Raw genomic sequence first — 25,586 nt, 5'->3', positions numbered from 1 at the left:
ATCAAGTTTGGTATCCGCTCGCGATCGGTGGTGGCAGCTGTTGGTCAGGCTAAACCACGAGGATGTACCAGAAGTATGTCAGTTGAAAAGCGGGCGCGAGAAATAGGGTAGAAAGAGTAACCTGTTTGATTGTTTGGGGGGTGATGGGAGATGGCTCGCTGAACGTAAGCGATTGTTTCCCCGCGAAGGCGGGGAAACAGATTGGGCTGCCGCCTTCGCGGGAGAACAAGGAGGAATGCGCTTCCGCAATTAGAGCGCACCTGCAACCGCACACCACCCCGGCCTTCGCCGGGGTGGTTGTGGAGGGGGGGCGATTTCGTGCATCCCGTCATCCTGGAGAAAGTCAGGATCCAGAGTTGCGAGGTGATCGTTTGTGGCTCTGGGTCCTGACTTTCGTCAGCACGACGGGTGTGTGTTCGGCGCCTGTTGGCCGATCACCCCCTGATCCGTTCGTGCTGAACGAGGTCGAAGCACTGTCGCCTGGGGATGCCCTTTGACTTCGCTCAGGGCGAACGGAGGAGTGGGCGGTAGGTTTGAAAAGGCGCAAGACGATGATCGATGACGACAAGAAAGCCGCCGCCGTTGCGGCGGTGGCGGAGGTTCGGGACGGGATGCTCGTCGGGCTTGGCACCGGGTCGACCGCAGCCTTCGCGATCCAGGCGCTCGGCGAGCGGGTCGCGGCGGGACTAGACATTCGCGCGGTCGTTACGTCCGACGCCTCCGGCAAGCTTGCGCGCGACGTCGGAATCGATGTCCTCGACTTCGCCACCATTGCCTTCGTCGACCTCACGATCGACGGCGCGGACGAGATCGACTCGCGCTGCTTCGCGATCAAGGGCGCGGGCGGGGCGATGTTGCGAGAGAAGATCGTCGCCGCAAGCTCGGCACGGATGGTCGTGATCGCCGATGGCTCGAAGCAGGTGGAGCGTATCGGTGCGGCGAAGCTGCCGGTCGAGGTGCTCCCCTTCGCCATCGCATACGTCATGCATGTCCTCGTCGAGATGGGCGCCGCTTCGACGATCCGTGACAACTACCGGACGGACCAAGGCAATCTGGTCGTCGACTGCCACTTCGCCGCGCTCGAAGACCCCCGCGCAACCGCCGCCACGCTGTCCGCGATCCCCGGCATACTCGGCCACGGGCTGTTCCTCGACGAGGTCGATGCCGCGTATATTGCAACGAACGGCGTCGTTACGCGACTGGAACGGACGGGTGCATCCGACTAAAGGCATCCTATGTTGGCAACCAGATCGGATGCGCGGCGTTCGGTCACCGTCTAGAGCGAGGCTTCTTCCATGACCGATACCGCAACCGCCGCCCCCAAGGCGGACCCCATGCTGCACGAGGATGGTTCGCCCGAACGCCTCGCGATCGATACCATCCGTACGCTGTCGATGGACGCGGTGCAGAAGGCCAATTCGGGTCATCCCGGCACGCCGATGGCGCTGGCGCCGGTCGGCTACACGCTCTGGTCGAAGTTCCTGCGCTATGATCCCAAGCACGCCGACTGGCCCAACCGTGACCGGTTCGTGCTGTCGGTCGGTCACGCGTCGATGCTGCTCTATTCGCTGATCCACCTCGCCAAGATCGAAGAGATCGATGCCGAGGGCAACAAGACCGGCAAGGAGGCCGTGAGCCTCGCGGATATCGAGCAGTTCCGCCAGCTGTCGTCGAAGACCCCGGGCCACCCCGAATATCGCCACACGACGGGCGTCGAGACCACGACCGGGCCGCTGGGCCAGGGTTGCGGCAATTCGGTCGGCATGGCGATCGCCGAGCGCTGGCTCGCCGCGCGCTACAACAAGGATGGCTTCACGCTGTTCGACCATGACGTCTACACGATCTGCGGCGACGGCGACATGATGGAGGGCGTCTCGTCCGAGGCGGCGAGCATGGCCGGGCATCTGAAGCTCAGCAACCTGTGCTGGATCTACGATAGCAATCACATCTCGATCGAGGGCGCGACCGATCTCGCGTTCGACGAGGATGTCGGGCTTCGTTTCGATGCGTATGGCTGGAACGTCATCCACATCGACGATGCCAACGACACGGCAGCCCTCAGCCGCGCGATCGAGACGTTCAAGGCCACCACCGACAAGCCGACCTTCATCGTCGTGCATTCGGTGATCGGTTACGGCAGCCCCAAGGCGGGCAGCGAGAAGGCGCATGGCGAGCCGCTCGGCGAGGAGAATATCCGCCTCACCAAGCAGGCCTATGGCTGGCCCGAGGACAAGTCGTTCTACGTGCCGGACGGCGTGATCGAGCATTTCAACGGCGCGATTGCAGACCGTGGCGCCAAGCTGCGTGACGAGTGGGTCGCGCTGACCGACGAATATCGCGACGCGCATCCCGAGCTGTCGGCCGAGCTCGACCTGTTGCTCAAGGACAAGCTGCCCGAGGGCTGGGACGCCGACATTCCGGTGTTCGACGCAGATCCGAAGGGGCTCGCGAGCCGTGATTCCGGTGGCAAGGTGCTCAACGCGATCGCCAAGAACGTGCCGTGGCTGATCGGCGGCTCGGCGGATCTCGCGCCGTCGACCAAGACCGACATCAAGGGTGCGGCGTCGTTCGAGGCGGACAATTACGGCGGCCAGAACTTCCATTTCGGCATTCGCGAACATGGCATGGGCGCGATCGTCAACGGCATGGCGCTGTCGCACCTGCGCTCCTACGGCTCCACCTTCCTGGTGTTCGTCGATTACATGCGTGCGCCGGTGCGACTGTCGTCGATCATGGAGGTTGGCGCGATCTGGGTGTTCACGCACGATTCGATCGGCGTCGGCGAGGATGGCCCGACGCACCAGCCGATCGAGCATCTCGCCACGCTCCGCGCAGTCCCGGGGCTCGACACGATCCGTCCGGGTGACGCGAACGAAGTCGCAGCCGCGTACAAGGCCGTGATGAAGGATGCGAGCACGCCAGCCGCGCTGATCCTGTCGCGCCAGGCTTTGCCGACGCTGGATCGCACCAAGTACGCCAGTGCCGACGGTGTCGAGCAGGGCGGGTATGTGCTGGCCGACAGTGACGGCACGCCCGACGTGATCCTGATCGCGACCGGCAGCGAGCTGTCGCTGGCGATCGACGCGCATGAGACGCTCGCGGCGGACGGCGTGAAGAGCCGGGTCGTGTCGATGCCGAGCTGGTATCGCTACGAACTGCAGGACGCGGCGTACAAGGAAAGCGTGTTGCCGCGCGGTGTTCGCGCCCGCGTTGCGATCGAGATGGCTGGGTCGATCGGCTGGGACCGCTATGTCGGTCTCGACGGCGCGACCGTGACGATGTCGACGTTCGGGGCCTCGGCACCGCTCGCCAAGTTGCAGGACAAGTTCGGGTTCACCGTCGACAATGTCGTCAAGGTCGCCCGCCAGGTAATGGAGACCAAGTGATGGGTGCGCTCAACGATCTCGAAGGCTTCGGCCAAGCGGTATGGCTCGATTTCGTCGATCGGAAGTTCCTGGAGGCCGGTGGTCTCCAGAAGCTGGTCGATGAGGACGGGTTGACCGGTGTCACCTCGAACCCGTCGATCTTCGAAAAGGCGATGGGCCACGGCGAGGCGTATGACTCGACGCTGGCGAAGTTCGACAAGGAGAACCCCGGCGCGGCGACGATCGACCGCTACGAGCATCTCGCGATCCAGGACATCAAGGCGGCGGCGGAAACGCTGAAGCCGGTGTACGACAAGCTCGACGGCAAGGACGGCTATGTCAGCCTGGAGGTGTCGCCGTATATCTCGGACGATACCGACGCGACGATCGCGGAAGCGAAGAAGCTTTGGGGGATGGTCGACCGGCCGAACCTGATGATCAAGATTCCGGGGACGCTCGCGGGTGGCCCGGCGATCTCTTCGACGATCGCGAGCGGGATCAACGTCAACGTCACGCTGCTGTTCGCGCTCGACGCGTATATCCGCGTTGCCGAAGCGTATGCGGCGGGGCTCGAGGAGCGCGTCAAGCAGGGGCAGCCGATCGACAAGATTGCCAGCGTCGCCAGCTTCTTCGTCAGCCGGATCGATTCGTCGATCGACAAGGAAATCGATGCGCGCCTTGAGAAGGGCGATGCCGAGGCGGACGCGCTGAAGGCGGTTCGTGGCAAGGTCGCGATCGCCAATGCCAAGATGGCGTATCAATGGTATCTCGACTTCCTCAAGTCGGATCGCTGGCAGGCGCTGGCTGCCAAGGGTGCGCAGCCGCAGCGGTTGCTATGGGCGTCGACCGGCGTGAAGGACCCGAGCTATCCCGATACGCTGTATATCGACACGCTGATCGGCAAGGATACGGTCAACACGATGCCGCCGAAGACCATGGACGCGTTTCGCGACCACGGCACCGCGGCGGAGACGATCACGCAGGATGTCGATGCGGCCCGCCACGTGCTGGCAGAAGCCGAGCGGCTGGGCCTCGACCTCAACGGCGTGACCGGGAAGCTGGTCGAAGAGGGGGTTGCGTCGTTCGTGAAGGCGTTCGACGACCTGCTGGGCGCGATCGCGAAGAAGCAGCCGGCGGCGGCGTGAACTTCTGCTCCCTCTCCCCGTTGGGGAGAGGGTTGGGGTGAGGGGCTGCCAAGCGCGCCTCCGCCCGGAACTGCCCCTCACCCCGACCCTCTCCCCGGAGGGGAGAGGGAGAAGACAAGGATTTAACCATGAAGATCGGACTGATCGGCCTCGGCCGGATGGGCGGCAATATCGCGCGCCGGTTGATGAACGACGGCCACGCGGTCGTCGCCTATGATCGCGATGCGGAGGCGGTGAAGAAACTCGTCGCCGACGGCGCGGAAGGCGCGGACTCGCTCGACGCCATGCAAGCCAAGCTCGACAGCCCGGCGATCTGGTGGGTGATGGTGCCCGCGGGCGAGCCGACGGAGCAGACCGTCCAGGCGATCGCCGAAAAGGCGTCCGCCGGCGACATCATCATCGATGGCGGCAACAGCTTCTACAAGGACGACGTCCGCCGCGCGAAGGAACTCGCCGAAAAGGGTATCCGCTATGTCGACGTCGGCACGTCGGGTGGCGTCTGGGGCCTCGAGCGCGGCTATTGCATGATGATCGGCGGCGAGAAGGATACGGTCGACTATCTCGACCCGATCTTCGACACGCTGGCGCCGGGCATTGGCGAGATCGTCCGCACGCCGGGCCGCATCGAGGGGCAGGCCGATCCGCGCGCGGAGAAGGGCTATATCCATGCGGGCCCCCCGGGCGCCGGGCACTTCGTCAAGATGGTGCATAACGGCATCGAATATGGCCTGATGCAGGCCTATGCCGAGGGCTTCGACATCCTCAAGGGCAAATCGGGCGAGCATGTCGTCGAGGACCAGCGCTTCGACATCAACCTGACCGACGTCGCCGAAGTGTGGCGCCGTGGCAGCGTGATCTCGTCGTGGCTGCTCGACCTGTCGGCGATCGCGCTGGCGAAGGACGGCACGCTCGAAGCGTTCAGCGGCAGCGTCGCGGACTCAGGCGAAGGCCAGTGGACGATCGACGCGGCGATGGAGGAGAAGGTGCCGGCCAACGTGCTGAGCGCCGCGCTGTACGCCCGCTATCGCAGCCGGGTGGACCATACGTTCGGCGACAAGCTGTTGTCGGCGATGCGCTATGGCTTTGGCGGGCATGTCGAGATGCCCCAGTGAGCGGCCCAGTGAGCGGCGAAGGGAGCGACGCAGTGAGCGGGGCGATCAAGCTCCTCGTCTCCGATGTCGACGGCACGCTCGTCGACAAGGAGAAGAAGGTGACGCCCGCGACTGTCGATGCGGTCAAGCGGCTGAAGGCGGCGGGGCTCGGCTTCACGATCATCAGCGCGCGCCCGCGCTCGGGGATGATGCCGATCGCCGAGCTGCTCGGGATCGACGAGCCGATGGGCGCGTTCAACGGCGGGATCGTGTTCAAGCGCGACGGCACCGTGATCGAGCATCACATGATCGATGTCGACGTCGTGCGCGGTGCGATGGAGATCGTCGGTGATGCGCCGGTCGACACGTGGTTTTTCGCAGGGGACGTCTGGTATGCCAGCACCGACCAGGGCGGGCATGTCGGCAGCGAGCGCAAGGCGTCGGCGCAGGACCCAGTGATCGTCTCCGACTTTACCGACCTGCTGGCCAAGGCGGACAAGGTGACGCTCGTCAGCGATGACGAGGAACTGCTCCGCGACCTGCATGCCAAGGTCGCGGCGAAATTCGATACGCAGGCGACGATCGTCCAGAGCCAAACCTATTATCTCGATATCACGCCCGTCGCGGGCAACAAGGGTAGCGGGATCGAGGAACTGGCGGACGCATTCGGCATCAGCTTGACGCAGACCGCGGCGATCGGCGATCAGGCCAACGACATCGCGATGCTCAAGCGCGCCAAGCTGGCGATCGCGATGGGCAACGCGCCGCAGACCGTCCGCGACGTCGCGCACGAGATTACGTCGGCGAACGACGCCGACGGCGTCGCGCACGCGATCGATACCTTTATCCTGACTGGAGTTTCCGCATGAAAGAACTGGTTGCCTTCGACCTCGATGGAACGCTGGCCGAGAGCAAGCAGCCCTTGCAGGAGCCGATGGGCGAGGCGCTGGCCAATCTGCTCGACGTCGCGCATGTCGCGGTGATCTCGGGTGGCGACTGGCCGCAGTTCGAAAAGCAGGTGGCGAGCCGCCTGCCCGAGCGCGCCGATCGCACGAAGCTGTGGCTGATGCCAACGACGGGGACCAAGCTGTACCGCTTCGACGACGCATGGCGCGCGGTATATGCCGAGCTGTTCGAGGACGAAGAAAAGCAGAAGATCCTGACGGCGTTCGACGAGTCCTTGGAAGCCACTGGCTTCGTCCCTGAGCAAACCTGGGGCGAGCGGATCGAGGATCGCGGGAGCCAGATCACCTTCTCGGCGCTCGGCCAGGAAGCGCCGATTGACGCCAAGCACAGCTGGGATCCGGACTTTGCCAAGCGCAAGGTTATCCAGGCCGATCTGCGTAAGCGCCTGCCGGGGCTGTCGATCAACATGGGTGGCGCGACCTCGATCGACATCACGCGCGAGGGTGTCGACAAGGCCTATGGCTTGAAGAAGCTCAACGAAGCCAGCGGCATCGCGCTCGACAAGATGATGTTCATCGGCGACGCGATCTTCCCGGGCGGGAATGACTATCCGGCCGAGCAGTTGGGGCTGGACGTCGTAAAGGTGAAGAATGTCGATGGCACGCTGGCGGCGATCGCCGGGATCGTCGCATGCCTGAAGTGATCTCGTGAGCGTAGCGTTTCGCCGGGAGAGCGACGAGGAACATCTCGAGCCGAAGTTCGAGCAGCCGATCGCGCCGGGGCCTAATCTGGTCACGGCGCGGGGGTTGGCGCTGATTGGCGAGCGGGTTGTCGCGATCGAGGCGGCGGTGGCGGCGGAGGCTGACGAAGAGGCGCGCAAGGTTCTGCTGCGCGACCTGCGTTATTGGCATACGCGGCAGACGACGGCGGAACTCGCGCCGGAGCCTGAAGAGGGCGAGGTCGGGATCGGATCTCGCGTTCGGGTTCGCATGAACGGCGCGGAGCGGGTGATTGCGATCGTCGGCGGGGATGAGGCCGAGCCTGGTGAGGATCGGCTGGCGTTCTCGGCGCCGTTGGCACGCGCGCTGATGGGCGCTGCGGTGGGCGAGAAGGTCGCGTTCGCGGACAAGGCGGATGCGATCGAAGTGCTGGCGATCGACAGGGATGACGGCTGATGGCTGAAGCGAAATTCGAGCGGCATCGTCAGGCGTGGACGCAGGACGAGATCCAGAAGCTGCACACGCTCGCCAAGAAGGGCATGGCGCTGAAGGCGATCGCCAAGGCGCTGACGCGGAGCGAGGAATCGGTGAAGGTGCGGGCGAAGGAGGATTCGCTGAATATCGCGAAGTTGCGGTAGGGGCGGCGGGTTCTGCAGGCGGATTTACGGGGAGCGGGCTGACACGCACCCGCCCCCCCCGTCATCCTGGACTTGATCCAGGATCCAGAGCCACCGAGTGCGCCGTTATTTGGCTCTGGATCCTGACCTTCGTCAGGATGACGGGGGTATGATTGAAACCACCCCGGCGAAGGCCGGGGCCCAATTGGGAAGGTCGGCGTAACCGCGCGCAACCTGCGTCATTAGCGTCCCCCAATTGGGCCCCGGCCTTCGCCGGGGTGGGGGTGGGTTTGCGGATCTATCCTGCGCTATACCCTGCCGTTCTTGTTCTCCCGCGAAGGTGTGAGGCCAGTCTGGGTCCCCGCCTTCGCGGGGACACACTCTTGATTAGTGGCTGGCCGACCCACGCCGCGCGGAGCGATCCTTGTCCGACTATGATGCGATTATTCTTGGAGCCGGCGCCGCGGGGCTCATGTGCGCTGCGGTCGCCGGCCAGCGCGGGCGGAAGATCCTGCTCGTCGATCATGCCGAGCAGGCGGGGAAGAAGATTCTCATTTCCGGCGGCGGGCGGTGTAATTTCACCAATGTACATACCGCGGCCGACCGCTACATCTCCGCCAATCCGCATTTCGCGAAGTCCGCGCTCGGGCGCTACACCGCGCAGGATTTCATTGCGCTGGTCGAGTTCTACGGGATCGCGTGGCATGAGAAGACGCTGGGGCAGCTGTTCTGCGACGGGTCCGCGAAACAGATCGTCGAGATGCTGCTCGACGAATGCGACAAGGGGCGGGTCGATCTTTCCCTCGGGCGCGCCGTCACTGGGGTGGAGCATGGCGACGGGCAGTACCGCGTGTCGCTCGACGGGCGGACCGTCACCGCGCCCGCGTTGGTGATCGCGACGGGCGGGCCTTCCATCCCGAAGATGGGCGCGACCGGGTTTGCCTATGATCTCGCGCGGCAGTTCGGGTTGAAGGTGGTCGAGCCTCGGCCCGCGTTGGTGCCGCTGACGCTGGGCGGGGACGAGATCCTGTTCCGCGAATTGTCCGGCGTGGCTGCGGACGTAGTCGCGACGGCTGGCAAGACCGCGTTTCGCGAGGCGGCGCTGTTCACGCACCGCGGGTTATCGGGTCCGGCGATCCTCCAAGCCTCGTCCTATTGGCGTCACGGCCAGCCGATCGGGATCGATTTCCTGCCCGATCGCGAGTCCGGCTGGCTGCCGGCGGCGAAGCGTACCACGCCGCGCGCGACTCTGCGGAAATTGCTCGCAAACACGCTGCCGGACCGACTCGCGGAGACTTTGAGCGAGAAACTGGCGCTGACTGGCGAGATTTCCACGCTTACCGATCGCACGCTCCAGGACGCCGAGCGCGCGCTAAGCCATTGGCAATTCACGCCGAACGGTTCGGAAGGCTATGCTAAGGCCGAGGTCACCGCGGGCGGAATCAGCACCGCGGACCTGTCATCGCAAACAATGCAAGCCAAACGCGTACCAATGCTGTATGCAGTCGGCGAAGCGGTCGATGTCACAGGGTGGCTCGGCGGCTACAATTTCCAATGGGCATGGTCGAGCGGGTGGGCCGCGGGTCAAGTCCTGTAGGGACCACCAAGCCAGTGCCTGCCGTTGCGTAAGCCGGCCACCAATTAGGACGTACATGCCTTTTACAAATATTCCGTCGCTTCTTTCCGAGGCGCTCGAAGCGCGTGGCTATACCGCGCTGACCCCCGTGCAGGCGCACGTGATCGAGGACAACGCGATCGGTCGCGATCTCGTCGTGTCAGCGCAGACCGGCTCGGGCAAGACCGTGGCGTTCGGCCTGGCGATGGCCGGCGAACTGCTCGGTGAAGCGGGCGAGGACGGCGTCCAGCGCCTGCCAGCTCCGCACAAGCCGCTCGTTCTCTGCATCGCACCGACTCGCGAGCTCGCATTGCAGGTCAGTCGTGAGCTGATGTGGCTCTACGCGAAGGCCGGTGCGCGCATTTCGACCTGCGTTGGCGGGATGGACGCCTCTAAGGAGCGTCGTTCGCTCGCACACGGCGCGCATATCGTCGTCGGTACGCCGGGGCGTCTGCGCGATCATCTGGAGCGTGGCGCGCTCGACCTGTCGGCCTTGAAGGTCGCGGTGCTCGATGAAGCCGACGAGATGCTCGACATGGGCTTTCGCGAGGACCTCGAGCAGATCCTCGACGCGTCGCCCGAGCAGCGTCGTACGCTGTTGTTCTCGGCGACGATGCCGCGGCCGATCGTCGCGCTTGCCAAGCGCTACCAGAAGGATGCGCTGCGTATCTCGACCGTCGGCGAGGATCGCGGTCATGGCGATATCTCGTACCAGGCCGTCACGGTCTCGCCGTCGGAGATCGAGCATGCGGTGATCAACCTGCTGCGCTTCCACGAGGCGGAGACGGCGATGCTGTTCTGCGCGACTCGCGACAATGTGCGCCATCTGCATGCGAGCCTGGTCGAGCGTGGCTTTGCCGCCGTCGCGCTGTCGGGCGAGCATTCGCAGAACGAGCGTAACGCGGCGTTGCAGGCGCTGCGCGACCGTCGTGCGCGCGTCTGCGTCGCGACCGACGTCGCTGCGCGCGGGATCGATCTGCCGACGCTCTCGCTGGTGGTTCATGTCGAACTGCCGCGCGATGCCGAGACGCTGCAGCATCGCTCGGGTCGTACCGGTCGTGCGGGCAAGAAGGGCACGGCCGTCCTGATCGTGCCGTTCCCGCGTCGCCGTCGCGTCGAGATGATGCTCCGTGGTGCGAAGATCAACGCGGAGTGGGTCAACGCCCCGACCGCCGAGGACATCCGCAAGAACGATCACGAACGCCTCATCACGATGCTGATGCAGCCGGTCGAGGTCGAGGAAGAGGATCGTGAGCTCGCGACCCGCCTGATGGCCGAGAAGACGCCCGAGGACATCGCCGCGGCGCTGGTGCACATGCACCGCGCGACGATGCCGCAGGCCGAGGACCTCATCGATCAGAGCAAGCAGTCGGTCAGCGACGATCGGTCGCAGGGGCCCCGCGCAGGGTTCGAGGATACCGTCTGGTTCCGCATGGATATCGGTCGTCGTCAGAACGCCGACCCGCGCTGGATCCTGCCGCTGATCTGCCGTCGTGGGCACATCACCAAGTCCGAGATTGGCGCGATCCGCATCGGCCCGAACGAGACCGCGTTCGAGATTCCGCGCACCGTTGCGGCGCGCTTCTCGGCGGCGATCCAGCGCACCGCGCAGGCGGGCGAAGAGGAGAGCGGCGTCGCGATCGAGGCGATGCAGGGCGCGCCCGAGAGCGGTGCGCGGCATGATGGCGGTGGCGGTGGTGGCCGCAGCAATGCGGGCGGTCCGCGCTCGACGCTGCACCGTGCGGCCCCGCGTGGCGGTCCGGCTCCTGCGCGGAAACCCCCGTACCGTGGGAATCGCGAGCGTAGCTGAGCCACGCGTCGTTTGTGCTGAGCGAAGTCGAAGCACCCCGGCTTGGGGCATGCCCTTCGACTTCGCTCAGGGCGAACGGTGAGGGGGGCGGTGGCCGCCTCCAGCGCCGTCATTCTGACGAAGCGCGGAACCCTCCACTCTCCGTCATCCTGACGAAAGTCAGGATCCAGAGCCACGAACGACACCTCCCGTGATCCTGGATCCTGACTTTCGTCAGGATGACGGCGGAACGAACGCCGTCCTGCTTGATCCTGGATCCTGACTTTCGTCAGGATGACGAGAGGCGTGAGATGACCATGACTGACGTGCCACCCTCGCTCCGCATCCTCGTCGACGCCGACGCGTGTCCGGTGAAGGACGAGATCTACAAGGTCGCGTGGCGCCACGAGGTGCCCGTCACCATCGTCGCCAACAGCCATTTCCGCATCCCCGTCCATCCACTGATCATTCGCGTGGTCGTCAGCGACGGGTTCGACGCCGCCGACGACTGGATCGCCGAGCAAAGCGATGCGAAAGCGGTCGTGATCACCGCCGACATCCTGCTCGCCGATCGCTGTCTGAAGGCTGGCGCGACCGTGCTCGCCAATACCGGCAAGCCGTTCACCACCAGCTCGATCGGCGGCGCCATCGCGACGCGGGCGATCATGGCCGACCTGCGTGCTGGCGGCGACGTGATCGGCGGGCCGGCGCCGTTTTCGAAAAGCGACCGGTCGAGTTTCCTCTCGGCGCTCGACGCCGCGCTCGTCCGGTTGAAGCGCCGCTAAGGCGCGCGCGATCGGGCGGAAACCGACTTTACCGGTTGCCATCCCTGTCCCCGCATCGGCATAGGCGCGCGTTCATTGAAGGATGACGCGATGCAGACGGACGCTGGCGGCCCCGCCTTGGGGCTGGATTTCGGCACGACCAACAGCGTCGTGGCGCTGGGGACGAAGGGCGGCATGCCCGAGCTGATGACCTTCGCCCCGGACGAGACGAATCCCGCCGAGACGAGCCCGGTGTTCCGCTCGGCGCTCTGCTTCTGGCAGGACGACAGCGGCAAGGGGCTCGCATCGGATGCGGGGCCGTGGGCGATCGCCGAATATATGGAATATCCGCTCGACAGCCGGTTCATCCAGTCGTTCAAGTCGGTCGCGGCGATGAAGAGTTTCGAGCAGGCCTCGGTCTTCGACAAGCGCTATCGCTTCGAGGAGATGGGCAAGCTGTTCCTCGACAAGCTGATTTCGCATGCGGGCGGCAGGCTCGACACGCGGCCGCAGCGGATCGTCGTCGGGCGGCCGGTCGAATATGCGGGCGCGCGGCCCGACGAGGCGCTGGCGCGGACGCGCTACGACGCGATGTTCAAGGGCTTCGGCGCGGAGATCCATTATGTCTATGAGCCGCTTGGCGCCGCCTATAGCTATGCGACGCGGCTGACCGAGCCGGCGACGATCCTGGTGGCGGATTTCGGCGGCGGTACGAGCGACTTTTCGGTGGTGCGCGTGGCCGAGCCGGGCGCGGCGCGGCGGTGCACGCCGCTCGGGCATGCCGGCGTCGGGATTGCGGGTGACCGGTTCGATTACCGGATCCTCGACCGGCTGGTGCTGCCGATGCTGGGCAAGGGCGGCGCGTACAAGTCGTTCGACAAGGAACTGGAGATTCCGCGCGCCTATTTTGCGGATTTCGCGGACTGGTCCAGGCTGGCGCTGATGCGCAACCGCAAGACGATGGCCGAGCTGGAGCGGTTGCAGAAGACCGCGGTCGATCCGGTCGCGATCGGGCGGATGATCGCGGTGATCGAGAACGAGCTGGGCTATCCGCTGTATGATGCGGTTGGCACGCTGAAGCGGGCTTTGTCACAAGGCGAGGACGCGCATTTCCACTTCGCGGGCGCGGGGCTGGAGATCGAGGCGGACGTGACGCGCGCGCAGTTCGAGGACTGGATCGCCGACGACGTGGTGCGGATCGAGGCGGCGGTCGACCGCGCGCTGGCGGCGGCGAACGTCGGCGGCGGCGAGATCGACCGCGTGTTCCTGACCGGCGGGTCGTCGCTGATCCCGCGCATCCGGCGGATCTTCGTCGAGCGGTTCGGCGAGGCGGCGATCATGAGCGGGGGTGAGCTGACCTCGATCGCGCATGGGCTGGCCTTGATCGGCGAGCAGGACGATATCGCGGCGTGGTCGGCATGAGGGGGTCCGCCTGATGGTGCCGCGGGTTCTGCTGGGGACGGCGCATGTGCCGGGGGGCGGCGAGTTGCGGCTGCTCCAGCGTGGTGCCGAGTTCTCGATCATGCTCGGCGCGAACGAGCTGATGAACAGTCGGCTGAGCGGCTCGGAAGAGGCGCTGGCGGAGCAGGCGTGCGACCGGATCGGGGCGCGGCCGGGCGTGCGGATGCTGATCGGCGGGCTGGGCATGGGGTTCACGCTGCGGGCGGCGCTGGGTCGGCTTGGCGCCGACGCAGAGGTGGCGGTGGCGGAGATCGTGCCCGTGGTGATCGAATGGGCGCGGGGGCCGATGGCAGCATTCCACGGCGACAGTCTGACTGACCCGCGGACCAGGATCTTCGAGGGCGACGTGGCGGCGGCGATCGCGGAAGGGGAGTGGGACGGGATCCTGCTCGATGTCGACAATGGTCCGGACGGGATTTCGCGGCCGGGGAATGATCGGCTGTACGGCGCGGCGGGGCTGGCGCGTGCGCGCGCGGCGCTGCGGCCGGGGGGCGTGCTGGCGGTGTGGTCGTCTGCGCCGAGCAAGCCGTTTGCCAAGCGGCTCGACGAGGCCGGCTTCGCGGTCGACGAGGTTATCGCGCGCGCCACGCGCAAGGGTGGCGCTCGGCACGTGATCTGGTTCGCGACCAAGTCTTGATCGGGCGCTGGACCGTCTTGATCGCGCTGTCGGCGGTGATTGCGGCAGTGCTGGAACTGGTCGGATTGCCCGCGGGGCTGTTGCTCGGGCCCATGATCGCGGCGGTGGTGCTTGCGGTGCGCGGCTGGTCGCTGAGCGTGCCCACCTCAGCGTTTCGCGGCGCGCAGGCGGCGGTGGGGACGCTGATCGCGGGGTCGATCACGACGGGGATCGTCGCGACGGTGGCGGATCACTGGCCGGTGTTTCTGATGGTCAACGGCGTCACACTCGCGGCGAGCAGCGTGCTCGGCTATCTGCTGAGCCGGTGGCAGGTATTGCCGGGCACCGTCGCGGTGTGGGGATCGACGCCGGGGGCTGCGAGCGCGATGGTCTTGATGGCGCAGGCGTATGGCGCGGACTCGCGGCTGGTCGCGGTGATGACGTACACGCGCGTCGTGTGCGTTGCGGTGGTCGCCTCGGTGCTGGCCGCGGTGATGGTCGGTGGCGGGAGCGGGCATCACGTCGCCGCGACGTGGTTCGCGGCCGTCGATCCGATCGCCGTGCTGCGGACGATCGCGATTGCCGGTGTTGGTGCGGGGGTTGGTGTCGCGTTGAAGCTGCCGGCGGGGGCGTTGCTCGGGTCGCTGATCGCGGGCGCGGCGCTGAACGTTACCGGGGTCGCGCAGCCGGTGCTGCCGCAGTGGCTGCTCGCGATCAGCTATGCGGTGGTCGGGTGGAAGATCGGGCTGTCGTTCACGCGCGATACGGTGCTCGTGGCGGGCAAGGCGATGCCGCGGATCCTGCTGTCGGTGGCGCTGCTGATCGCGTTCTGCGGCGGGATCGCGGCGGCGTTGACGCGCTGGTGGGGGATCGATCCGGTTACCGCCTATCTCGCGACGAGCCCGGGCGGGATGGACTCGGTGGCGATCATCGCGGCGTCGAGTCCGGTGGATGTGCCGTTCGTGATGGCGCTTCAGGTGCTGCGGTTTCTCGGGGTTTTGGTGATCGGGCCGCCGCTCGCGAAGTTCGTGGCCACGCGGCAGGGCGGGGTGGTGCCGGTTATTCCGACCTGACACGCCGCACTGCCTCCATACGCCCGTCATCCTGACGAAAGTCAGGATCCAGGGTTGCGGAGGGCAGCCCTTTTTGGCTCTGGATCCTGACTTTCGTCAGGATGACGGTTGGGACTTGGTCGGGCGGTACGCTTCGACGTCGATGTCGTGGCGCTTGAGCTTGTCGTAGAAGGTTTTCCGCGGGATGCCGAGCGCCGCCAGCGCCGAGCGGACGTCGCCGCTGACCTGTTGCAGCGTGGCGCGGATCGTCGCTTCCTCGAACTTGTCGACGCGCGCGGGGAGGGGGATGTCGCTGTCTTCGTCCGCGGGTTCGTCCGCTTTGACGCGGAGCACGAGGCGTTTGGCGAGGTTGTCGAGTTCGCGGACGTTGCCGGGCCAGTCGTGCTGCCCGAGATAGGCGAGCGTGGCGGTGTCGATGGTCGGCACGTCGCGGCCGAACCGCTCTGCCGCCTGATGGAGCAGATGGCCGAACAATAGCGGAATGTCGTCGCGGCGTTCGCGCAACGGCGGGATGCGGAGGCGGACCGCGTCGAGGCGGAACAGCAGGTCGGCGCGGAAGCGACCGTCCTCGACGGCTTGTTCGAGGCCGGGCTTGGCGGCGGCAATCACGCGGAGGTCGAGCGCGCGTGGCAGGTCGCCGCCGACGGGCATCACCTCGCGTTCCTCCAGCACCCGTAGCAGTTTCGCCTGGAACGCCGGCAGCGTGCTTTCGATCTCGTCGAGGAAGAGCGTGCCGCGGTTCGATGCCTCGATCCGCCCGGTGCGCGGCAGCCGCGAGTCTCCGTCATGGCCGAACAGCTCGATCTCGGCGACCGCCTCGGGCAGCGCGGCGCAGTTGACCGCGACGAAGGGCCGCGAGCGGCGGTTGCTCCAGCGGTGGAGGAGGACGGCGACGAGCTCCTTGCCGGTGCCGGTCTCGCCCTCGACCAGCACGTCGATATCGGCTTGGGCGATCTGGCGCATGGTGTCGCGGAGGCGGACCATGACGGGGGTCTCGCCGATGAGCGGTTCGGCGCCGATCGTTTCTTCCGCGGCGGCGCGCAGGCGGCGGTTGTCGAGGACGAGGCGGCGCATTTCGAGCGCGCGGCGTGCGCCGGCGATGAGGTGATCCGTGGCGAACGGTTTCGGGATGAAGTCGAACGCGCCGTTCTTGAGCGCAGCGACCGCCATCGCGACGTCGCCGTGCCCGGTCATCAGCAGCACCGGGATCTCGTGGTCGATCGCGGCGATCCGGCGGAACAGCTCGAGCCCGTCCATCTTCGGCATGCGGATGTCGGACACCACAGCGCCGTCGAACCCTGCGGTCACGCGCGCCAGCGCGACGGTCGGATCGCGTTCGGCGATCACCGCGATGCCGGCGAGTTCGAACGATTGTTCGAGCGCGCCGCGCAGGACGTCGTCGTCATCGACCAAGAGAACGGCTTGCTCGGTCATGCTTTTACCAGGATCATGCGGAAGATCGCACCTTCGGGGGCTGGGACGAGGTCGAGCGTGCCGCCGAACTCGGTCATGATGTCGCGCGCGATGCCGAGGCCCAGGCCAAGGCCGTCCTTCTTGCTCGTCTCGAACGGGGTGAAGAGGTGGTCGGCCATCGCGGGCGCGATGCCGGGGCCGTTGTCGGCAACGGTCAGCACGACGTCGCGGCCCTTCCGGCCGACCGTGACGCTGACGCGGGCATCGCGCCGGTCGGCCACCGCGTCGAGTGCGTTCTGGAGGAGGTTGACTAGGACCTGCTCCAGCCGGACGCGGCCGGCGATCACGGTCAGCCGTGCCTCGGGACCCGTTGGCAGATCGAGCGTCACGCCCTTCGCGCGGAAGCGGTCGCCGATCAGCAGGCGGACGCCGTCGACGGCCTCGTCGAGTGCGACCGGGCCGATTGAGCCTGCGCCACGTCGTGCGTAGCGGCGCAAGCCGGCGGTGATCGTGCCGATCCGGCTGGTGAGATCGACGATCGACTGGAGATTGGTCGCCGCGCGTGCGGGTTCGCCGCGCGCGAGGAAGGCGGCGGCGTTGTCGGCGAAGGTGCGGATCGCGGCGACCGGCTGGTTGATCTCGTGCGCGACGCTGGCGGTGATCGTGCCGATCGAGCCGACCCGGTTGGCGTGCGCCAGCTCCTCGCGCGCCTGGCGAAAGCGCTGGTCGGACGCCTCGCGCTGTTCGACCTCGATCTGGAGGCGGTCGGCGGTGGCGCGCAGCTCTGCGGTGCGCCGTGCGACCTCGGCCTCGAGTTCGGCGCGCGCACCTGCGTTGCGCTTGCGGCGTTCGTGGAGCCACCACGCGGCAACGATCACCGCGATCGTCAGCAGCGCCGCGATCGCGGTCGCCCAGCGCGTGCGCGCCGCGGCGGCGCGCAACGCGGCGTCGAGCGGCTCCATATGCACCAGCCGCCAGCCTGCAATCGGCACCGGGAGCGAGACCGCGATCGCGGGCGATCCGTTGGGCAGCCGCGACACCCCCTCGTGCCATACGCCGCCGCGAAGCGTCAGCGGTGCCGGGGCGAGCGGCGACGTGCCGAACTGGCGTGTCGCGATCAATGCCGCGCGACGCGCAGGGGACAGCGTACGCGTCGTCCTGAATTCGAGCTTCGGATCGCTCGAGATCAGGATGATGCCATCGGGATCGGTGACGAAGGTCGCCATCATATCCTGGATCCACGCGCGCGCGATCTTGCCGAACTCGACCTTCACCACGACCACGCCGAGCGGACGCCCGTCGCGGTCGATGCGTCGTGACAGATACAGGCCGGGCCGCCCGCTGACGCTGCCGAGCGCAAAGAACTCGGTCGCGCCCGAGGCCATCGCCTTGGTGAAATAATCGCGATAGCGATAGTCGTGGCCGAGAAAGCTGTCCGCGCGTGCGGCGTTCGAGGCGGCGATCGTCATGCCGTGCGTATCGAGCGCGTAGATCACCGGGGCGCCGGTCCGCTGCGCCAGCAGTGCCAGCTTCGTGTTGAGCGCCGGATCGACCGTGCCCGAGGCGAGTGCGGCCCGGACATCCGGATATTCGCCGAGCATGACCGGGAGCAGCCGGTAGGTCTGCAACTCCGCCTCGAGCAGGCGGAGGTTGCTGCGCGTCTGCTGGACCGCGCGCATCCGCACCGTTGCGGTCGCGTCCGCCACCGCGCGCGGGCCATAGATCGAGGCGACGCCCGCGACGACCATGCCGAGCGCCGCGAACGCCAGCAGCACCGCCAGCGCGGTGATGAAAAGGGGGGATCTGAGCCGCGCCATTTGTGCGGATTATCACACACCAACGCCTCCTGCTACAGCTGAATAGTGGCGTTTTTCGCACATCTGAAAACCGGGTATGGCCACAAACCCCGCAAAACCAACGTTTTATGGATGGCTGGACTCAGTCTTGTAGTCCGCGGTCCGGCCCGGCATTACGGTTGCCATAACGTCCCGTTGCAGTGGACGACGGTTTTCAGGAGGCGATGTTGACCCTACCATCCCAGACATATGGCGTCGCGGAAACGCCGGCGCGCAAGCGCTGGAGCGGCCAGCTCTATATCCAGGTGCTGATCGCGATCGCGCTGGGTGCGGCGCTCGGGCATTTCTATCCGACGTACGGCGCGGCGCTGAAGCCGCTCGGCGATGCGTTCATCAAGCTGGTGAAGATGATCATCGCCCCGGTGATCTTCCTGACGCTCGTCACGGGTATCGCGGGCATGAAGGAACTGGGCTCGGTCGGCCGCGTGGCCGGCAAGGCGTTCGCCTATTTCCTGTTCTTCTCGACGCTTGCGCTGATCGTCGGCTTCATCGTTGCCAACGTCGTCCAGCCGGGCGCGGGGATGAACATCGACGCAGCCTCGCTCGATACCAAGGGCATCGCCGACTTCACCGTGAAGGCGCATGAGACGACGATCACCGGGTTCCTGATGAGCATCATCCCGGACACGATGGTCAGCGCGTTCACGGAAGGGAATATCCTCCAGATCCTGCTCGTCGCGATCCTGTTCGGCATTTCGCTGAGCCTGGTCGGCGAGCCGGCCAAGCCGGTGCTCAACTTCCTCGAGCGCCTCAGCCTGATCGTCTTCAAGCTGGTCGGCATTCTGATGCGCGCAGCGCCGCTCGGTGCGTTCGGGGCGATCGCGTTCACGATCGGCAAATACGGGATCGGCAGCCTTGCCAATCTCGGCGCGCTGGTCGCGACCTTCTATCTGACCGCGGCGCTGTTCGTGGTGGTCGTCCTCGGCACCGTTGCGCGCCTGACGGGCTTCTCGATCTTCAAGCTGATCAAGTATCTGAAGGCCGAACTGCTGCTGGTGCTCGGTACCTCGTCGTCTGAAGCGGCCCTTCCGAACCTGATCCAGAAGATGGAGGCCGCGGGCTGCGAGAAGTCGGTCGTCGGGCTGGTCGTGCCGACCGGCTATTCGTTCAACCTCGACGGTACCAACATCTACATGACGCTGGCGGCGCTGTTCATCGCGCAGGCGACGAACACGCATCTGACGCTCGGGCAGGAATTGCTGCTGCTGGTCGTCGCGATGATCTCTTCGAAGGGTGCGGCGGGCGTGACTGGCGCGGGCTTCATCACGCTGGCCGCCACGCTTTCGATCGTACCGACCGTGCCGATCGCCGGGATGGCGCTGATCCTCGGCGTCGATCGCTTCATGAGCGAGTGCCGCAGCCTCACCAACTTCATCGGCAACGCGGTCGCGACGATCGTCGTCGCCCGCTGGGAAGGTGCGCTTGACCGCGACAAGCTCGACGCCGCGCTATCGGGCAAGCTGCCCGAGTTCGTGCCTGCGGCGATCCCCCCCGTCGCTGCCTGACCTGAAGCCGTCCGTTCGCCATACGGCGGACGGACGGCGTCTTACTGAACCAAGGTGTTCCCAATGACCCGAGTTTTCATGGGTAGTAGCGTTTGTGCGCTCGCCATCGTAATCGCATGCCCCGCCTTCGCGCAGACTGGCAGTCCGGCGCAGGGCGGCTCTGCGCAGACCGACCCGACTGCGGCGAACGTCCCCGTCAATGCGGACAAGGGCGCAAAGCCCGCCGGCACGCCAACCGCCGAGAAAGATTCGGGCTATCCGGCCGAGGCCGAGGGGTACGGCGCGACGACTGGCGGCTACAACATCTCGCGCTGGGCGGAGGACTGGAGCAAGTACAAGGATCCCGCGAAGCGAGACGATCCGCTGGATTCGTTGAAATATATCTCGATCGATTCCGGGTCTAACAGCTATCTGACGCTCAGCGGCGAAATCCGCGCGCGCGTGAATTTCACCAGCAACCAGGGGCTGGTCGAGACGGACGCGCAGCGGCTCGACATCCTCCGCGTGGTCGGCGGCGCGGACCTGCATCTCGGCGATCATTTCCGCGTGTTCGGCGAGCTCGCCAACGGGACGGTCGGCGGCGTCAACACCGGCGCGGTTGCGGGAACGCAGCGCAACGACCTGTTCCTGCAACAGGCCTTTGCCGACGTTTACGGCAAGGTCGGCAATGTCGAGGTTGGCGTGCGCGGTGGCCGGCAGGAGTTCACCGATGGCATCAGCCTGCTCGTCTCGGCGCGCGACAATAATGCCGTTATGTTCGTGCTCGACGGCGTCCGCGCCTGGGCGAAGGGCAAGACGCTGCGCGCCGACGTGTTCGACTTCAACTTCGTGAATTACGGCACCGAGGGGCTGTCGGACGACAAGACCGACAAGGATACGAGGTTCAGCGGCATCAGCCTGGGCGTCGTCCTTCCCGAAAAGCTGTTCGGCGGATCGAAGCTGTTCTTCGACCCCCTGCTGTGGCGGCTGCGCAGTCGCGACCAGATCTGGGGTCAGCGGCGCGGCGTCGAGGAGCGCATTTATTATGGCGGGCGGCTGTGGGGCACCGCGGGGCCGCTGACGGTGGATTACACCGTCACGCGCGAGGAGGGGAATTTCAACGGCCGTCCGATCAAGGCGTGGCAGGTGTTCGCCGCACAGACCTACCGTCTCGGCAAGGACAAGTCCGCGCCGCGCGTGGGCCTGCGCGGGGATTACGGCAGTGGTGGCGATGCGTTCGACCCGACCAAGCCGCTGCGGACGTCGTTCTCGCCGTTCGGCAATAACATCTATTACACCTACGGCGTGTTCGTCGGGCCGATCAACTATATCGACGCGGCGCCGAACGTCTCGTTCCAACCGATCGCCAAAGTGCGGGTGACGGCGGAATACGAGTTCATGTGGCGCGCGACGTTGAACGATGCGGTCTATCGCTCGAACGGGACGCCGTATCTGGGCACGCAGAACGTCGGCGGCCGCGAGATCGGGCAGGCGGCGCGTTTGCAGGCGGTATGGTCGATAACGCCGCGGTTGTCGTTTACCGGCCGGCTCGAGCATTTCAAGGCGGGCGATGCGCTGACCAATGCCGGGTATAAGGGCACCAACTTCGGCGCGGGGTGGCTGAGCTTCCGGTTCTGATCTGCCTCACGCCGTCCTCCTGACGAACGTCAGGACCCAGGGTAACAGGCGCTAACGCTTCTGGCTCCGGGTCCCGACGTTCGTCAGGATGACATGGGCGGCGGTGATACCGTCCGAATTAACCTGCGGCACCTTGCTTCAAGATCCATGCGATTTAGACCATACCGGTCCTTCAATTTCGCGTTCGACTGTGGCACATGGACTCCAACATCAGGAGCACATGGCCATGGATCTCAGCTTCACGCCCGAGGAAGAATCGTTCCGCGACGAAGTCCGCGCGTTCTTCCGCGACAAACTCCCCGCGCGCCTCTCGACGCTGGTCCGCGAAGGCAAGCGCCTGCGCAAGGCGGACATGGAGGAATGGCACGCGATCCTCAACGAACGCGGCTGGCTCGCCAATCACTGGCCCGAACAATGGGGCGGTCCCGGCTGGAGCGTGATTCAGCGCTTTATCTTCGACAACGAATCGGCGCTTGCCCACGCGCCCCGCGTCGTTCCGTTCGGCGTAAATATGCTTGGGCCGGTGCTGATCAAATATGGCTCCGAGGAGCAGAAGGCGCAGTGGCTGCCGCGCATTCTCGACGGCTCTGACTGGTGGTGCCAGGGCTATTCCGAGCCGGGCGCAGGGTCCGATCTCGCGGGCCTCAAGACGACCGCCGTCCGGAACGGCGACGTCTATGTCGTCAACGGCCAGAAGACGTGGACGACGCTCGGCCAGCATGCCGACATGATTTTCTGCCTCGTCCGCACCGATGCGACCGCCAAGAAGCAGGAGGGCATCAGCTTCCTGCTGATCGACATGAAGTCGCCCGGCATCGAAGTCCGCCCGATCACGCTGATCGACGGCGAGCAGGAGGTGAACGAGGTGTTCTTCACCGACGTCGAGGTGCCTGTCGCCAACCTCGTCGGCGAAGAGAACCAGGGCTGGACCTACGCCAAGTATCTGCTGACCTACGAGCGGACCAACATCGCGGGCGTCGGCTTCTCGATTGCGTCGTTCGAGCGGCTGAAGGAGGTCGCGCAGTCGCAGAAGAAGGGCGGGCGTGCGCTGGCCGACGATCCGCTGTTCGCGGCACGGATGGCGCGGGTCGAGATCGACCTCGCCAACATGCAGACGACCAATCTCCGCGTGCTGGCCGCGGTGGCGGGCGGCGGCGCGCCGGGGGCGGAAAGCTCGATGCTCAAGATCAAGGGGACCGAGATCCGCCAGGAGATCACTGCGCTGACGCGGCGCGCTTATGGCTCTTATGCCGCGCCGTACATTCCCGAGGCGCTGGAGGCCGGGTGGAACGGCGAGGATGTCGGCCCCGAGGATGCGGCGATGGCGGCACCGAGCTATTTCAATAACCGCAAACTGTCGATCTTCGGCGGGTCGAACGAGATCCAGAAGAACATCATCTCCAAAGCCATTCTGGGTCTCTGAGCACATGAACTTCGACCACACCGATGATCGCCGCATGCTGGCCGATACGCTCGTCCGCGCGCTGCGCGACGGCTATCCGATCGATACGCGCAATGCGGGCGCGTACAGCGACGCGGGGTACGACCCGACGGTCTGGAAGCAGTTGAACGAGCTCGGCATCGTCTCGGCGCTGTTCGACGAGGCGGCGGGCGGCTTCGGCGGCAGCGGGTTCGACATCATGGTAGTGTTCGAGGCGCTCGGCCGCGCGCTGGTGGTCGAGCCGTTCCTGGGTGCGCTGATGGCGGGCCGCGCGCTCGCCGCGGGCGGTCGGCATGACGAAACGCTCGCCGGGATCGTGTCCGGCGAGACGATCGCCGCGTTCGCGCAGGAGGACGGTGCGACGCCGGTGACCGCGACGAAGAGCGGCGACGGCTGGACGCTCAGCGGGACCAAGGCGGTCGTTGCGCAGGCTGGTGCGGCGTCGGTCTTCGTCGTGGTGGTCGAACAGGACGAGCCGCTCGTGTTCCTCGTGCCCGCGGATGCGGCCGGGATGTCGGTCCGCAGCTACAACGTCGTCGAAGGCGGTGGCGCGGGCGACGTGACGTTCGATGGTGTGACGCTAGGCGCGGACGCGCGCGTCGGCGGCGAAGGGCAGGGGCAGGCGATCGTCGATGCGGCGGTCGGTGCCGGGTTGCTCGCGCTGTCGGCCGAAGCGCTCGGCGCGATGGAATTCGTCAAGGAGGCGACGCTCGGTTACCTCCGCGATCGGAAACAGTTCGGCGTGCCGATCGGCAAGTTCCAGGCGCTCCAGCACCGCATGGCGACGGTGTTGCTGGAGATCGAGCAGGCGCAGTCGGCGGTGATCAACGCGGCGTCGGCGTTCGACGGCGACGATGCGACGGCGCGCGACCGGGCGCTGGCGGCAGCGAAATACACGATTGGTCGGACCGGCGCGCTGGTCGCCGAGGAGTCGATCCAGCTGCACGGCGGGATCGGGATGACGTGGGAATATGCGGTGTCGCACTACGCCAAACGGCTGGTGATGATCGACCACCAGCTTGGCGACGAGGATTATCACCTGCAACGCTATATCGCGCTGGGGTGAGACTATCCCTGCCTCCGTCACCCTGACGAAAGCCAGGGCCGAGGGTCACGGGCGTTGTCCTTGACGGCTCTGGATCCTGACTTTCGTCAGGATGATGGGCTACGCAGCGTGCAGGGTATCAAACGGGTTCGACAGCTGCGGTCTCGCCAGCTCCAATCTCGATTGCAACCGGCTCGGCCTTCGTCCGCTGCGCGATCATCGGGCGCAAGCGCACGCCAAGGCAGATCACCGTCGGCCACAGCAGCGTGTTGATGATATCCAGCGAGGTATCCTCCCACCGCCACGACCCGAAGTTCAGCCGGTCCATGATCTCGTTGAACGCCTCGCCCGCGACCACCACCCACCACGGAATGAACGTCCCGAACGACCGCCGCGTTACCAGTCGCGCAATCATCAGCAGGGCCATGCCGGCATGGATGTGAAGGATGATGTCGGGCAGGCCGGTGCCATCGCCGATCGCGTCGATCATCTGGTGATAGAGTTTGGGGATCAACGCGGTGCTCCGGGTCGGCGATGCTGCCGTGCAACATCGATCTATAGGACCCTCAGTCGGGAGCGGCAATCGCGCGCGGCGTGGCGCCGAGCATCAGCGGCTTCAGCTCGCCTACCGTCGCGTCCAGCCACGCGATGAACCGGTCGATCCGCGCGATCCGGCGGACGTCGCGGTGGACGACGAGCCAGAACGAGCGCTGGATGTCCACGGCTTCGGGCAGGACGCGGATCAACCCGGGCACGCGGTCGCCGATGAAGCAGGGCAGGATGCCGCACCCCGCGCCGGCCGCGATCAGCTCGGCCTGTGCGACGATGCTCGAACTGCGGATCGAGGCGTCGAGGCGACCGTCGATCTCCGCCAGATACCGAAGCTCGGGCGCGTAGATCATGTCCGGCACATAGCCAATCAGGCGGTGGCGCATCAGGTCCGCGGTGGTCGCGATCGGCCCCATCCTGGCGAGATGATCCGGATGCGCGTAGAGGCCGAGGTGATAGTCGGTGAGTTTGCGCGCGACCAGCGGGCCGCTCTTCGGGCGTGCCAGCATCACCGCAATGTCCGCCTCGCGTCGCGACGGATTGAGGAACCCGGTCGAGGCGATCAGGTCGACGGCGATCCGCGGATGCTGGTTGGTGAACGACGCGAGGCGCGGGGCGAGGATGCGGCTGCCGAACCCTTCCGAAACGCTCAACCGGATCGGGCCGGCGAGCACGCCCGCGTCATTGCCGACCACTTCCTGGATCCCGAGCGCCGACGCCTCCATCGTCTCGGCATGCTCCAACAGCGCAGCGCCCCGCTCGGTCAGCGCGTAGCCGGCAACGGTCTGCTCGAACAACGTCGTCTGGAGGCGTCGCTCCAGGCGTTGCAGCCGCCGCGAAACCGTCGTCGCGTCCTGTCCGAGCAGTTTCGCGGCGGGTCCGAGCCGGTGCGTGCGCGCCAGGGCCAGGAAATACCGGACGTCGTCCCAATCCATTAAACCTGGCCCATGAACGGCTCATCCCGTGCTGCATATTCGCAGAGCGAATCTGCAAACAGCC

22 protein-coding genes are annotated in these 25,586 nt (G+C 66.0%); 18 read left to right on the top strand and 4 right to left on the bottom strand.

Going from position 1 to position 25,586, the window contains the following annotated elements; translation table 11 throughout:
* Window positions 1-551 precede the first annotated feature (551 nt).
* From rpiA to HMP09_RS08760, 14 genes are all read left to right on the top strand, one after another.
* The gene (rpiA, locus tag HMP09_RS08825) at window positions 552-1,226 is read left to right on the top strand and encodes a ribose-5-phosphate isomerase RpiA (RefSeq protein ID WP_176500047.1); all 675 of its coding nucleotides are present in this window, start codon (window positions 552-554) and stop codon (window positions 1,224-1,226) included.
* Between the two features lie 69 nt (window positions 1,227-1,295).
* Entirely contained in the window at window positions 1,296-3,386 is a 2,091-nt protein-coding gene (gene tkt / locus HMP09_RS08820; RefSeq protein WP_176500046.1) for a transketolase, read from the top strand.
* Window positions 3,386-4,510 carry a transaldolase gene (tal, locus tag HMP09_RS08815; protein WP_176500045.1) on the top strand — a complete coding sequence of 375 codons (1,125 nt, stop codon included), beginning with the start codon at window positions 3,386-3,388 and terminating at the stop codon, window positions 4,508-4,510. The genes tkt and tal overlap by 1 nt, the downstream gene beginning before the upstream one ends.
* 128 nt (window positions 4,511-4,638) lie before the next feature.
* Window positions 4,639-5,622, top strand: a complete 984-nt coding sequence (gnd, locus tag HMP09_RS08810; RefSeq protein ID WP_176500044.1) for a phosphogluconate dehydrogenase (NAD(+)-dependent, decarboxylating) — start codon at window positions 4,639-4,641, stop codon at window positions 5,620-5,622.
* Window positions 5,623-5,654: 32 nt separating this feature from the next.
* Window positions 5,655-6,470: an HAD family hydrolase gene (locus HMP09_RS08805; RefSeq protein WP_232090154.1), complete on the top strand. Its 816-nt coding sequence runs from the start codon at window positions 5,655-5,657 to the stop codon at window positions 6,468-6,470.
* Window positions 6,467-7,210, top strand: a complete 744-nt coding sequence (locus HMP09_RS08800; protein WP_176500043.1) for an HAD-IIB family hydrolase — start codon at window positions 6,467-6,469, stop codon at window positions 7,208-7,210. The genes HMP09_RS08805 and HMP09_RS08800 overlap by 4 nt, the downstream gene beginning before the upstream one ends.
* 4 nt (window positions 7,211-7,214) lie before the next feature.
* A complete protein-coding gene (locus HMP09_RS08795) occupies window positions 7,215-7,682 on the top strand; it encodes a GreA/GreB family elongation factor (RefSeq protein ID WP_176500042.1) in 468 nt (155 codons plus the stop codon).
* A complete protein-coding gene (locus HMP09_RS08790) occupies window positions 7,682-7,864 on the top strand; it encodes a hypothetical protein (protein WP_055881387.1) in 183 nt (60 codons plus the stop codon). Before HMP09_RS08795 ends, HMP09_RS08790 begins: the two co-directional genes overlap by 1 nt.
* A 451-nt stretch (window positions 7,865-8,315) precedes the next feature.
* On the top strand, window positions 8,316-9,440 hold the full coding sequence (locus HMP09_RS08785) for an NAD(P)/FAD-dependent oxidoreductase (protein WP_176501680.1): 1,125 nt from the start codon (window positions 8,316-8,318) through the stop codon (window positions 9,438-9,440).
* Window positions 9,441-9,495: 55 nt separating this feature from the next.
* Complete coding sequence (locus tag HMP09_RS08780; RefSeq protein ID WP_176500041.1) at window positions 9,496-11,268, top strand: DEAD/DEAH box helicase; 1,773 nt, start codon at window positions 9,496-9,498, stop codon at window positions 11,266-11,268.
* A 296-nt stretch (window positions 11,269-11,564) separates the two neighbouring features.
* Entirely contained in the window at window positions 11,565-12,032 is a 468-nt protein-coding gene (locus HMP09_RS08775) for a YaiI/YqxD family protein (RefSeq protein WP_176501679.1), read from the top strand.
* Window positions 12,033-12,122: 90 nt separating this feature from the next.
* On the top strand, window positions 12,123-13,433 hold the full coding sequence (locus HMP09_RS08770) for an Hsp70 family protein (protein WP_176500040.1): 1,311 nt from the start codon (window positions 12,123-12,125) through the stop codon (window positions 13,431-13,433).
* Window positions 13,434-13,446: 13 nt separating this feature from the next.
* Window positions 13,447-14,109: a hypothetical protein gene (locus tag HMP09_RS08765; protein WP_176500039.1), complete on the top strand. Its 663-nt coding sequence runs from the start codon at window positions 13,447-13,449 to the stop codon at window positions 14,107-14,109.
* Entirely contained in the window at window positions 14,106-15,161 is a 1,056-nt protein-coding gene (locus HMP09_RS08760; protein ID WP_197942420.1) for an AbrB family transcriptional regulator, read from the top strand. The genes HMP09_RS08765 and HMP09_RS08760 overlap by 4 nt, the downstream gene beginning before the upstream one ends.
* Window positions 15,162-15,257: 96 nt before the next feature.
* On the opposite strand, the gene HMP09_RS08755 is transcribed toward HMP09_RS08760, so the two are convergent.
* Window positions 15,258-16,595 carry a sigma-54-dependent transcriptional regulator gene (locus tag HMP09_RS08755; protein WP_176500038.1) on the bottom strand — a complete coding sequence of 446 codons (1,338 nt, stop codon included), beginning with the start codon at window positions 16,593-16,595 and terminating at the stop codon, window positions 15,258-15,260.
* Window positions 16,592-18,391 carry a sensor histidine kinase gene (locus HMP09_RS08750; protein WP_197942419.1) on the bottom strand — a complete coding sequence of 600 codons (1,800 nt, stop codon included), beginning with the start codon at window positions 18,389-18,391 and terminating at the stop codon, window positions 16,592-16,594. The genes HMP09_RS08755 and HMP09_RS08750 overlap by 4 nt, the downstream gene beginning before the upstream one ends.
* Before the next feature lie 203 nt (window positions 18,392-18,594).
* On the opposite strand from HMP09_RS08750, the gene HMP09_RS08745 reads away from it, so the two are divergent.
* The 4 genes from HMP09_RS08745 to HMP09_RS08730 all read left to right on the top strand — a co-directional run bounded on the left by HMP09_RS08745 (window position 18,595) and on the right by HMP09_RS08730 (window position 24,059).
* A complete protein-coding gene (locus tag HMP09_RS08745) occupies window positions 18,595-19,935 on the top strand; it encodes a dicarboxylate/amino acid:cation symporter (RefSeq protein WP_176500037.1) in 1,341 nt (446 codons plus the stop codon).
* Window positions 19,936-19,998: 63 nt separating this feature from the next.
* Window positions 19,999-21,552, top strand: a complete 1,554-nt coding sequence (locus HMP09_RS08740) for an alginate export family protein (RefSeq protein WP_232090827.1) — start codon at window positions 19,999-20,001, stop codon at window positions 21,550-21,552.
* A gap of 226 nt (window positions 21,553-21,778) precedes the next feature.
* Window positions 21,779-22,975, top strand: a complete 1,197-nt coding sequence (locus HMP09_RS08735) for an acyl-CoA dehydrogenase family protein (RefSeq protein ID WP_176501675.1) — start codon at window positions 21,779-21,781, stop codon at window positions 22,973-22,975.
* A gap of 4 nt (window positions 22,976-22,979) precedes the next feature.
* Window positions 22,980-24,059: an acyl-CoA dehydrogenase family protein gene (locus HMP09_RS08730; RefSeq protein WP_176500036.1), complete on the top strand. Its 1,080-nt coding sequence runs from the start codon at window positions 22,980-22,982 to the stop codon at window positions 24,057-24,059.
* A gap of 118 nt (window positions 24,060-24,177) precedes the next feature.
* Here the strand turns inward: HMP09_RS08730 and HMP09_RS08725 are convergent, their stop codons facing one another.
* Both HMP09_RS08725 and HMP09_RS08720 read right to left on the bottom strand, forming a co-directional pair.
* The gene (locus HMP09_RS08725; RefSeq protein ID WP_232090825.1) at window positions 24,178-24,552 is read right to left on the bottom strand and encodes a hypothetical protein; all 375 of its coding nucleotides are present in this window, start codon (window positions 24,550-24,552) and stop codon (window positions 24,178-24,180) included.
* 52 nt (window positions 24,553-24,604) lie between these two features.
* Window positions 24,605-25,522, bottom strand: coding sequence for a LysR family transcriptional regulator (locus HMP09_RS08720; RefSeq protein ID WP_176500035.1), 918 nt, complete (start codon window positions 25,520-25,522; stop codon window positions 24,605-24,607).
* Between the last annotated feature and the right edge of the window lie 64 nt (window positions 25,523-25,586).

The organism is Sphingomonas sp. HMP9 (assembly GCF_013374115.1).
Classification (GTDB): domain Bacteria; phylum Pseudomonadota; class Alphaproteobacteria; order Sphingomonadales; family Sphingomonadaceae; genus Sphingomonas.
Note: the sequence above shows the minus strand (reverse complement) of the source record. Positions and strands in the feature narration are given on the sequence as shown.